The organism is Legionella birminghamensis (assembly GCF_900452515.1).
GTDB lineage: Bacteria > Pseudomonadota > Gammaproteobacteria > Legionellales > Legionellaceae > Legionella_C > Legionella_C birminghamensis.
The window spans coordinates 3,159,232-3,172,175 of sequence record NZ_UGNW01000001.1 but is presented as its reverse complement, the minus strand read 5'-3'; the positions used below and the strand labels follow the sequence as shown (position 1 = coordinate 3,172,175).

Below are 12,944 nucleotides of genomic sequence, written 5' to 3'. Positions count from 1 at the left end.
CGCCCGCACCAAGGTTACTTATGTCGGTAATATGGTCGCATAGGCAATAAAATCGGCAGTAAGGTTTTTAATGCCCTGACTGGCTATTTTTTTAGAATTGATTTCCTTAAACGCTTTAATTATCATGCGGCTGTAACGGATAAGTTTATGGAAATTAGGAACAATCATGAGTTTTGCAAGTCCTCACTATCAAGTTTATTTATTTAATTTCATTTCTGCACTGATAAAACACTGTACTTCTTTATATTCTTAGCGCTGCTCAGGCAAGTTCGGGCTGATTTATTTTGGCTTGACGCTCTGGCATTGCAATGTCTAATGATAAGCCCGGAAGCAAAATTAGACATCGCAAATCATTTGTTGGCAAAAGGAATAAAAATGTCACAGATTTTTACAGGTACTGGTTTGGGTCTTCAAGGCTCTTCTTTGGGGCAGCTTGGGGCTTTTGGCCCTCAGGGCAATCCCGCATTGGGTCAAAATGGCGTATCGTTATATATCAATGCCGCCAATGGCAATCTTATTTTAAAACAGTCCGATGGTTTTCTTGCCACTCAGGGGATTGGCTTCGATTTATTTTCAACCTATAACGCCCAGGGTAATAATGGCCAGCGCTGGTTATTTAATATTCAAACAAAACTGGTTGTTGAAGGAGAGAAGAACCGCTGCGGATCCAGGATTATCCGAATGGGAGAGGACGGCCATTGCAGCCGATTTATTTTCAACTCGGAAATGGGCATTTATTTGCCCGAAAATGGCGGCACAGAGAGTATTCAGTGGACAGAAAAAGGCTGGCTATATTCCCAGGGGAGCTCTTCAGTCAGTTGTGAATACAGCGAGGATGGCTTGCTAACCGCCTGGACTGACCGTGATGGGCATCGCCTGAATTATGTGTATAACGATGGCCAGTTAACCGATATTTTCGATCGTTCTGAACAGCAGAATATCCACTGGCAATTCCAGCAAGGGCTGTTGCAGGATATTAGCTTCTACGATCAAGGCTTGCTCGTTCACCATCTTCATTATGACTATGATAATTTGCGGCGGCTAAGACTGGTTACCCAGGATCAAAATGATGGAAAGAGCTCCTGGGTGGCCTATGATTACGTTAATGAATCCGACTTGATTGAGTCAATCCGGCAAAGCGACGGCTGCCAGTTTCATTTTAAGTATGATGCGCAAAATCGAGTGATTTCTGTGTCTGATGGTGAGGGCAGGAGCACCCGCTTTGTGTATGAGCAGGGCTGCACTAAAATCAGTAATGGATTGGGCGAAACCTGGTGTTACTCATTTGATGATAGAAATCGTCTCACCGAAGTTACATGCCCCGATAATAATAAGGTTCGTTATGAGTATCAGGGGAATTATCTTAACCGTATTATAAAAGGCAGTTTAATCTGGAGCTTCATCTACAATGAGGCCGGCGATTGTATACGCAGCGAAGAGCCAGATGGACAGATCATTCAAAGAACCTTTGATGATCAGCATCATCTGCTATCTGAAAACAAATCCTCAGTATTTAATGGCTCGCAACATCCTGGGCAATCATCAACCGCCTATTATGTCTATGATCCCAATGGCCATTTGCGCTATGCCATTGCTGCTGATGGCACGGTTACAGAATATCGCTACAGCCCGTCGGGTCAATGTATTAATCGAAGGCTGTACTTACAAACCACCTTTGGCTTGAAATCCAGGCAACCCCTGTTGCAAGAACTTGAGGACTGGAGCCGCCTGCAATCGATCCAGCAAATAAGCCTTGTCACTTATCAATACGATTGGCGCGGTCAGTTAATCCAGGAAATACATTATCAAGCGGTAGATTCCGATGGAAATGGATTAGAGCAAAATGCATTAAGCACATGTTATCAATACGATGCACGCGGTCGCTTGATTGAAAAAACTGCGCCAACTGAGAAGGGACTTCATAAAATCTATTATTTTTATGATGATTTGGGACGGCTTGTTCTTTGCCAGGATAGCACGGGAATTATGAACCAATATGAATATGATGATCTCCACCATCGGATTATTCAAACGGATAGCCGCGGTTTGCAGACTCTTTATCTCTACGATCGCAGCGGTCTGTTATTGTCAAAACAGCAACTGGGAAGCGACAAATACGATTATGGCATTCAACGTTTTCAATATGATAAAGCAGGGCGTTTAATCTCTGAGACTGATTGGGAAGGAAAACAAAATTGGTATCTTTATAACAAGACAGGACAATTGTGTGGAAAAATAGACGCAAATGGCCATTTAAAAGAATACCGCTACGATGCAGAGGGACGGCTGATTCAGTCTATTGAATACGCGCAGAAAGTGACCAGTAAACTCACAGATGAGCTGGACATTGAACACATACGCCCAGTTCATTCCAGCAAAGATCGCTACAATTGGACTTTCTATAATCAATACAATCAGATCGCTTATCAAGTGGATGCAACTGGCGCGGTCATTGGTTATCGTTATAATTCAGAAGGGCAACTGGCAAAAAAAACTGCCTATGCACAACGCATAGCGATCACCGATTTGTTTAAAGCTATTCAATCAGGGATCATCAAGCCTGTCGAAGATAAAACTGATCGCCATTACCGTTACTACTATGATGAGGCTGGTAATTTGCAGGCAGAGATTAATGGCGAGGGTGCGGTAGTGGCCTACCAGTATGATCGTATGGGAAATTGCATTGAAACACGGCGTTTTTTCAATAGGGTTACTGTTGATGATGCGCAGTCTTGGGAATCCATAAAGCCTTCTGCCTCAGCGAAGGACATGATTAGTTACTCCTTGTTTAATGCAGCGGGTTTAAAAGAGGCTGAAATTGATGGGGAAGGGTTCGTCACCACCTATAGTTACAATAAGGCCGGTCTCCTTTGCGAAAAGAGGCAGTACGCCAATGCCCTGCGCAAACCAGTGCACGTCGAACCTCAAGGCTGGCAAAGGCCTGCCATCAACACCCAGGATCGAGTGACCTATTATCAATACGATGAACGCCAATTATTGATTGAAGAACACCAATCCAATGGTTTAACTCTGAGCTATCGCTATGACAACAGTGGATTGATGATTGAAAAAAAGACCTTCGATCGGTTTAGTAAGCAAAGCAGGGAAACGCTCTATCGTTATGATGAACGCGGTCGTTTGATTGAGAGCTTGAATGCCGTGGGTGCTGAATTGCTGCGTAATCCTTTGCTCTCGGAAGAGCAAATTGCTGCCATATGGCAGCAGCATGCTATTCACTACAGCTATAGTAATAACGATTGTTTGCTAACCAAAACCGACTCTCTTGGGCAAACCGAGCAGTTTGTTTACGATGAGCAGGGAAGATTAGCTTACGCTATCAATGCGGATGGGGAGGTGAAAGAGCAGCAATACGATAGCTTTGGTAATTTAACCCGTTCTATTAAATACAGCCAGCGATTAACGAAAAGGCCTTTAAAACTTGATATCAAAACGCTGCAAGAGTCCCTGCAACCCTTAAAAAAGGAAGCGGATGAGGTGAGCGAATATGAATACAATAATCTGGGGCAGGTTATAAAAACAACCAAAGGATCCCGGTTAGAAACGCTGACTGTTTATAACGCGTTTGGCGAAGTTGAGTCACTGGTTCAGGATAGCAAGGGAAATTCCTCTCTGACGACTCATTATACTTACGATAAGCAAGGGCTTCTTGTTCAGCAAGATAACATGGGTACCGCCATTAATCAGCAGCAATCCTGGGAATATGATCGATTTGGCCGACTGATTGTTGCGGAGGATGCTAACCACCATAAGACGACATACAAGTATAATCTGCGAGGTGAATGTGTCTCAGTCACTAATGCTGGCGGAAGAGAAAAAGTCATGCGTTATGATGCCTTGGGGCGCATGGTTTATGAATCTGATCTGGTACGGACGATTTACCAGTATGATGAGGGCAGCAATACACTTAAGATTATTCAACCGGACAAAAAGCGAGAAATTACAACCCAATTTAATGCATTTGGCGACAAAATTAGTTTTACTGATTTTAATGGTGCTAAAACCTGCTTTGAATACGACGCTAATGGCCAATTGACAGAACAAAGCGGCCCCTTGGGGACAGCTTCCCATTATACCTATGATAGTGAAGGGCGCTTAATTGAGGAATCCCAAAATGGGCGTACCAACCGCTACAGCTATGATGCAGCGGGAAGGGTGCTAAGTAAAACTATCGATGTAAACGGTTTAGAGCTGACCACTAAGTATCATTTTGATGGAGTGGGGCGCCAATTGAAGGTTATCGGGCCTGACCAGGTAACAAAAGAATTTATATATGACAGTGCCGGGAATTGCATCCGCAACTGCATTGATGCCGAGCATCTAAATTTAATCACTGATTATGAATATGATAATCAGGGGCATTTAATAAAAGAAACAATACGTAATGGGGGCGGAAAAGATCAAGTTACTTGCTATGAATGGAATGCACTGGGACAATGCAGTAGAAAAATAATTGATCCTGATGGTTTAGCCCTAAGCACTGAATATAGCTATGATGCCAAGGGAAATCTTTGCAGCGAAACAGATCCCCGCGGAAATACAAGATTCTGGATTTATGACGAACTCGATCAATGCCGCTTCGAGGTTGATCCACGCGGCGTAGTCACTGAATCCAGGTATGATTTAAGGGGTAATAATACTGAGACAATTTTTTATGCAAATCGTTTACAATTAAAGTCGCCGCCAACTGAAGAAGACATCAAGTCGTTGCTAGTAAGCAATGAGGCCGATCGCTATACTTTCAGGGAGTTTGATACTGAAGGACATATCCTTCTAAGTTTCGATGCTTTGGGTTATGCAACTGCTTATACCTATGATGTACAAGGCAATGTCACCCAAATAATTCGCTATGCAAAATCAGTTGCTCTCGAAGATTTGAAGAATGGGGATATACCCCTATTTGAAAAAACAGATGCCAGCCGAGTACAGTATTTGGCCTATGACAGCTTAAATCGCTTATGCTATCAACTGGATGACGAACACCATTTAACGGTTTTTAAGTATAATCAATCCAGTGAGCTAGTCAGTAAAACCCGTTTTGCCAGCCGACAGCTTATCGATTTAACTCATTTTACTCTGGAAGAGATTGAAAAAAGCCTGTCTCTGAATGCGAAATGCGATCAAACCACCCATTATAGCTATGATAAGGCTGGGCGCTTAGTTGCTGAATTGAACGCTGAAGGCTTTGTCGTCAAATATTATTACGATCCGCTTGGCAATGTTATCGCGACAAGACGCTTTGCTAAACCAATTTCAGCCAAATTGGCCGGCGAAAACTGGCTTGATCAGTTGCAGGCAGATTCCCATGATCGCATCAGCCGTTCGATATTCGATGCAGCCGGGCGTGAAATTTATCGTGTCAGTGCGGAAGGGCGGGTGATTGGGCGTCAGTATGATGCGGCTGGCAATATTATTGCTGAAATGAATTATTCCATGTCGCTCAATTTAGCTGAATATACTGAAGAAAGTATTTCAAAAGCCCTTAGCAAGATTGCAGCAAGGGAAACTCATTATGAGTATGATAATAATAGCCGTCTTCTTGCCAAAATTGAGGCGGGTAATCAGACACTTTATGAATATGATGCGAATGGCAACGTTGTCTCCAAGACCGATGCCAACAAAGCCGTATGGCATTATGAATACGACGCTGCCAACCAATTGATTACAATCAAATCCCCGGAAACAGATATTGCCTATGGATACCAGGTTCAGCGCCGCTCAGTTATAACCCGAAACAGCTACGACAGTTTCGGCAATATGATTAAAATTATCAAGGATGCGGAGGGGGTTGCCCAGGTTCGCGAATATCTTTTTGATGCGAATAATCATTGCATACAGGTGAATTACCTCAATGTATCCGTCAATAATGCCAGCCTGGATGCTCCAGCTAGCCGTCAGGAGATTATAAAAACCTTAAGCGAGCAGTTTCGCTTCAATGCTTTTGGTGAGTTGGAGGCTCAATGTGACCGGGCAGGAAACTGGCAATATTTTACCTACGATAGAGAAGGGCATTTAAGGTTTTCATTGGATAAATCAGGAGCGCTGACGGAGTATCAATACAATGAACTGGGTCAATTAACTGCCAAATGCAGCTATGCTGTCGCCATTAGCTTAAAACCTGGCAGCCAGGTCAGTACTGCAGGATTTTCTGAGGCAAAACAACCCAGTGCCGCTGATCGCCATGAATTCTATCATTACGACCGCTTGGACCAATTAATTCTTGTTGAAAAGGACCGAATACGTTCATTTAATGCGGCTACACGATCTTATGAAATCTTAAGTCCTACAACCGGCTATCAATACAATGCTTTCGGGGAGGTAGTTATCACTAATGTTTTACTTCATGAAGGTATTTGGTCATCCAGCCGGCGCTATTATGATCGTGATGGTTTGCTGACTGGCGAGTTAAATGCGGAAAATTATTTCACTAAATATCAGTACAATGCCTTTGGTGAATTAAGCGAACAAATAGAATACGCTACTCAAGTTGATGTTTTCGATGAATTCGAAGCGCACCCCCCTGTCACCTCCATTCAGGATCGGATTTTTCTGTATCGTTATAATGAGGCAGGCAAGCTTCAACAGAAAATACAGAAACAGGTGGGCTATCAACGCTTGGACAGTAAAGGAAAGTTTGAGCATGTAAGTGCTGATTTGACCACTTCCTATGAATACGATGCTATGGGTAACCTGGTTAAAATGACTGACCCGGAAGGCTATTCCAGTTTTTATAGCTATGACGCTTTAGGGCAATTAAAAGCCAAAGCAGGTCCGCAAACTCAGGCTGGACGAGCAGCAGTATCCTACACTTACGACAGTCTGGGTCATCTGGTTGACACGATACGCTATGCCAATGCTGCAAAAATCACCGACGATGGCATTATCCTCCCGGCTGCCTCGGCTCAGGACATTCATAATCTGGATTTTTACGATGCCAATGATCAATTAATCCTGCAGAAAGATTCCATGGGCCATCTCAAGTTTTATAGTTATGATGAACAGGGGAATATGGCACGCGCCTGGGAGCTGTTAAGCCAAATAGACGGTTCACAAAGGCTTATTGATAAGCGCTATGTCTACGATGCCGGGGGCAACCTGCTGCGGACCGCGACCCGAAAAGCCAGCGGCGGCTGGGCTTGCGAGGATAGCCGTTTTAATGTGTTTGGCGAAATTGCCCATAAGGGCATAAATGGTGAATTGAGCATACACTACGAATATGATCAATTGGGTCGTTTGTGGCGTACAAATTCAGCCGGTTATTATCAACTCTTTGTCTATGATCTGAACGACAAAGTCACGCAAATTGTAACTTCGACCAATGCATTTCGCCCAGCCACGAATGAAGACGGATTAGATTTAAGCGGAGAGCAATTTGAAACCGCCTCATCATTCCAGACAGAGGGTTGGGAATTTGATTTACAAAGACAAAATAATATTTATGACAAAGCAGGCAACTTGCTTACCCAATATCGTGAGTCTGCCGAAAATCCGTTAACGCCTGATGACAGCCTTCATTTGAAAACCATCGCCCAAAGCTATGTGTACGATCGCTGGGGAAATGTGCTTAGTCATTGTAATGCCAATGGTTATGAAACCAGATATCAATATAACGGCTTAAATCAGATCCTCGAGCAGGAGCTGCCTCAGGTGATGGCCTATGATGAGCATGGAGTCGGACGGCTTATCAAACCTAAACTATGCTACGCCTATGATCGCCTGGGCCGACAGATTGGCTTTACTGATGCGAATAATCACACAGTAATTAAAAGCCTCGATGCATTCGGGAATGTGCTTAGGGAACGCGACGCAAAGGGAGCGCTTCGTCAGAAATCCTATGATATTTTTGGACGGCTCAATCAGACAATCAACGAACTCGGCGGTATTACAACCTACAGCTACGACAAGGCCAACCGACTGACCACCCTACAGACTTCAGGCAGTAAGCAACAGTATTTCTACGATGAAGCAGGCCAGTTATTGCAGCAAAGCGATGGGGAAAACAACAGTTCACAGTTTCTTTATGATGAGTTGGGAAATTTGACTGGCAAGCGTAATACCCAGGGATATTGGCGCTCTATGGTTTATGACGATGCCGGCCACAAAGTGTATGAAAAGGATGAGTTGGGTAATACACAAAGCTGGAAATATCAGAATGACCGTCTTGTTTCCCACACTGATTTAGGCGTACATACGACATACTACAAGTATAACCGCAATGGCTTATTGCTTGCCGAAAGATCAAGCGCCGGTCGTTCAATCGATTACCATTACCAGGGGGATGGCGGACTTAAACAATACGTCGATAATACGCGGGGTGAGGTTCAGAATTATCAATACGATAATGAAGGCAACATGACCAGCAAGCAAAGCTCGCGTACAAACCCCGAGAAAGACGGCTGGCTTGTCGAATCCGACCGTTATGAGTATGACAGTCTGGGACGGTTAATCGCCGTCCAAAGGGTGCATCCCGACGACATTGATAATCGGGTACCGCAGCCAGACAAAAATCTCTTGTCTATCGATTACCAGTATGATGCGGCAGGTAATCTCAGGCACAGTTCAATCATTGCAAACTATACTGGTTACGAAAAAACCAGCAGTGACGAATATTACACCTATGACGAAAATAATCGCATCAGGATCAGCAAAGGAAAATTAATTGATGGAAGTATACAAATCGATCAAGATCAGGGAAGTCTATTGGGCTATGATGCGGCCGGTAATTTAAACCAGGCTGATAAATATGAAAACGGCCAATTGCATCATTATCTATATGGCTATAACAAAAATAATCAACTCGAGTGGACGCAAAAAGATAAGGTCACTCTTGAAACAAAAAAATACAATCAAGCCGGCCAAGTCAATGAGGAGCGGCTTTTTGATACCAAGGGCAATCTTGCTCAGATTAACCGCTCTTTCTATATCAATGGAATGCTCGATCATGTCTATACCACCCGGCCAGTCGGAAATCTGGAGCGTACTGTTAGCCAGAATCAGTTCTACTATGATAAGGCAGCGAACCTGACAGCTGAATCACTGCGGGTAGAGAAACAGGGGCAAACTGCAGGATATACGCTATCACACGAATATCGTTTTGCCTGGTGGGATGATTATCGACGTTCAGAAGATCACGCAACCCTGGCTATCGATTATCAGGCCTTCACTTATGGTTTAAGCATCCGTACTTATGATGTGAACGGGCAATTACAGGATGCGATAGACCAGCAGCCGGACTCCAGCGGAAAAAGTAATAATGCACATTATACCAGCAGTGTTGATGGCATTAAATCACGCGAGGATCAAACAGGTAAAACCAGCTATCTTAGCGTCAATGGAAAAACGATCGCTGATCTGCGATTGGATGCAACCGGTAAGCAGACACTCACGGTATATGGTGGCTTTACCCCCGAAGGCAGCGCGAAACCCGCATTGCAAATTAATCCCTGGCAGTGGAACAGCGGCAGCAGCTATGGCAGTTTCAACGCATTTTTTCAAAATGGCAGAACCGCTGCAGAATCCCTGCAGGGCACTTCTGAGCAAAATGAGGCAGTCATTCCTAATAGCCCACAGGATAATTTGGGAGCATACACTGTATGTGCGGGCGATACTCTGGAGTCAATCGCCTTACAGGTTTATGGCGACAGCAGCCTGTGGTATTTAATTGCCGATGCCAACGGTATAACCAGCCGCGAAGCGCGCGCGGGCGATAACGGCCAAATGCATGTTGGACAAAGGCTCAGCTTACCGCCAGTATTTTCCAATCAGCATAATAATGCCGCCACCCACAATGTCTTTTCTGAAGATTATTTCATAGGCAACACCAGTGCCACAGCCCCTATGCCCCAACAGTCATTGATGCCCTCGGCATCACCGCAACGTAAGCATCATAAATTACTCGCCAAGGCATTGACTGCTGTGGTAGGAACAATCATTACAGTACTGGCTGCAGCAGCTGTGGCGAGTGTGATGGGAGGAACTGCACTGGCCATTAATGGGCTTGGTGGTGTATTTAAGCTGGGATTAGCTGCTCTAAGCGGTAATGCATCCCTGGGGGTAATGGCAGGAGCAAGCCTCAGTGCCGGTTTTATCGGCAATATAGCGAGCCAGGGAGCTGCGAATCTCAGTGGTTTACAACATGGGATTCATTGGGGTGGCGCATTAACCGCGGCATTAGCTACATTAGCCAGCGCCGGTGTCATGCGGGGGATGAGAGTGAATGGTATTGCTAACAACGCGCTTGGCTTCCTGAACAATAACTCCCCCTCGCAGTTTAATTTTGCTTCCGCAGCCGAAATGATGAGCCAGAATGCAGTAGGCCAGGGAATAGCGATGGCTGCCAATCAACAAAACCATTTCGACTGGAGACGCCTGGCAGCAACAGGTCTAACCTCAGGATTTATGGGCGGCGACTTGGGGCAGAAGACAAGCAGTGCCCTGAAACAGATCGATAAAAGCGAAATGCTTGGCAGTCAATTAAACTCCTTAATCCACCAGGGCAGCCGCTCACTGTTGTCAGGCCAAAATTTCAACGCCATCCAGGTTCTCGAAGACAATCTTGGCGATAGTATAGGAAATGGAGTGATGAATTCCACCATTGCGAGCGCCGAGAGTAAAGATCTAGCCATAGATTACGAAAAAGAAATCGAATCACTATATCTAAACAGCGACGAAAGCTTGCTGGAGGATATAAACACAAATTTAACCGCCCAACCTGTTATTACCTCGCCAGATAATATATCCTTAGCCCCCGTAAACAACGAACTGGATCTAAGAAACACTCTTACCGATCTTTACAATTATGGAAAAAGCTCAGTAATGAACGGATACAATCGGCTGGCGCAAGGATTAAATGAGGTGGATGGTGAATATCACTTCACAGAGATGCTGGACAATATCAAAGCAAATTGCCACGACGAATGGGATACCTCCTCAGATGCATCCCGGGACGAGCCCGACACAGCAGATATCATTGCTTCAACCGTAATGGATTTTGTACCTGTAGTGGGACAATTAAAAGCCGCTAGCGAAGTTTGGACCGGCTACGACCCAGTAACCCATCAAAGAATCAACCGTTTCGTTTCCCTTATCTGTATAGTTCCTGGTGTCAAATTGGCCAGTAAAACTATCAACTTGTTAAGTAAAACAAAAGCAGTTGAAGCCACAATGAAGTTAGCAAAAGGCTCAAAAACCTTACAGAAGTCGACAGAAATAACTAAGAAGACTACTAATATCGTTATGAAACATAAAGGGGCTATTGTTAAACATGTTGCAGATGCTTCAGCAGGTGGAATGAGTGCGTTATTTACTTCACTAAGCACTGATGATAAGCACTTGTATAGGAATGTTTTTATTGGAACATTTTGTGGATTGGTTTTTGGTGCAAAAATGAAAACTTTCAAGGGATACCTTAAAGTAAATGCAGCGGCTGGGGCTGTAGCAAATGGGCTTTATCAAGCAAAAGATTATTACAAGGGTAGAATAGATAGTATTGATTTATTTAAAGTTGGCATGGCAGGAGTGGCTGGGGGTATTGGGGCAGCATTAACATATGGGTCACCACTTATTCCTGCGACTATATTAAGATTTGGGCCTGAGGTTGTGATTAATAAATTAAGTGGAGAAGTCTATGACAACTGGAGAAAATAACTTCTTTGAAGATATAACTTTTGCTGAATATGGTATTTTTATATGGCGTTTTGCATTAGCAATATTGACAAGTTCAGCTCTTATAGTCGCGCTTATAGGAGTGATATTGACATCCACACCGGAAATCTCGGAGCATTATTTAGCTTCTTGGTTCAGTATTTTCATGACCTCCTATCTATTTGTTTTTTTTCTACTCTCGGCAAAAGATAGTATACGAACAATCCAGAGAGTTTTATTTCAGGATAACTCTATTAAAATATGGCTTTATTTCAATAGAGTTAAAGTGATCCCATTAAAGGATATCGTTGGGATATATGAGTTTCCAGCTAGTTGGTGCATGTCATTAAATGAAGTTTTTAATTTAGAAAGAAAGTCCTTAATGGTTCAGCTAAGTAATGGAAAACAATATTATATAAGTTCCAATATTCAGCTATTTGATACCTTGAAAAAACGATTTAATTGTGAACCATTAGGTAGCTACAAGTATAAAGATTTTATTCATGGAGGTTCTGGCTTACTATCCTGGCTATTGTTAGTAGAGGCTGTTTTCTATGGGATCATGGCTATATTAATTGGATTAAGTTTAACTACTTCAACTTGCCAAACCCTCAAGCACTTTTTTCTTTTAGTCCCATTTATATGTTTTTTCATATATGAGTTCCTTTTGGGTTTAGCAGGTTGTTATTACACATTAAGAGCAGTGCATAAAATCAGATTGAACAATAATCAATGTCTGATTCATTTCTATTTCAGGCAAAGGAGATTAATTAAACGAAACGAGATAAAGTCTATAAAAGAGTTTAAAGTTTCCTCAATTCAAAGCCGCCGTTTCACATTTCCAGAAGACAAATTAGGACTTTTAATTATATTAAATAACGGAAAGAGATATAGAATCAGCCCTAACATCAACAATTACGACAAGTTAACAAAAGCGCTTCTGGAGGATCGATAAATTAGTTTATAAAGCAGTACTGAATTAGAGTTAACCAAAGTGACAGCTGATATGTTGCGCTAAAAAAGATGTTTATATTATAACTATTCAAGTAAGTGATAAAAGATTATTCATTTTGGACTTAATGCACTGTAAAAGATCATTTAGCTAGTTTTTTCTAAGATGAAATGGTAGTATTCCAGAAGAAATTTACTTTTTAGAAAGCATACATTATGGATAATTGCAAGTATTTTGAGCAATTGGCTCATTTGTCTATATTTGAAGATGTTTTAATTTTAGATACTCTGGCACGAATTAATTACCTCTATAAAATTGATTATCACTCTGT

General features: G+C 42.9%; 3 protein-coding genes. 2 read left to right on the top strand and 1 reads right to left on the bottom strand.

Translation table 11 applies throughout. The annotated features are described in order from the left end of the window. Positions 1-18: 18 nt before the first annotated feature. Positions 19-168 (bottom strand): hypothetical protein, encoded by a 150-nt coding sequence (locus tag DYH42_RS16645; RefSeq protein ID WP_157062416.1) that lies wholly within the window; start codon positions 166-168, stop codon positions 19-21. 207 nt (positions 169-375) lie between these two features. Between DYH42_RS16645 and DYH42_RS13455 the strand changes: the two genes are divergently transcribed. Both DYH42_RS13455 and DYH42_RS13450 read left to right on the top strand, forming a co-directional pair. Beyond that, complete coding sequence (locus DYH42_RS13455; RefSeq protein WP_162263115.1) at positions 376-11,664, top strand: pre-toxin TG domain-containing protein; 11,289 nt, start codon at positions 376-378, stop codon at positions 11,662-11,664. After that, positions 11,645-12,616 carry a hypothetical protein gene (locus DYH42_RS13450; RefSeq protein ID WP_058525065.1) on the top strand — a complete coding sequence of 324 codons (972 nt, stop codon included), beginning with the start codon at positions 11,645-11,647 and terminating at the stop codon, positions 12,614-12,616. The genes DYH42_RS13455 and DYH42_RS13450 overlap by 20 nt, the downstream gene beginning before the upstream one ends. Positions 12,617-12,944 lie beyond the last annotated feature (328 nt).

Coding starts and splice junctions, on each gene's coding strand:
- DYH42_RS13455 (WP_162263115.1), top strand. CDS start 376: ATGTCACAGATTTTTACAGGTACTGGTTTGGGTCTTCAAGGCTCTTCT.
- DYH42_RS16645 (WP_157062416.1), bottom strand. CDS start 168: ATGATTGTTCCTAATTTCCATAAACTTATCCGTTACAGCCGCATGATA.
- DYH42_RS13450 (WP_058525065.1), top strand. CDS start 11,645: ATGACAACTGGAGAAAATAACTTCTTTGAAGATATAACTTTTGCTGAA.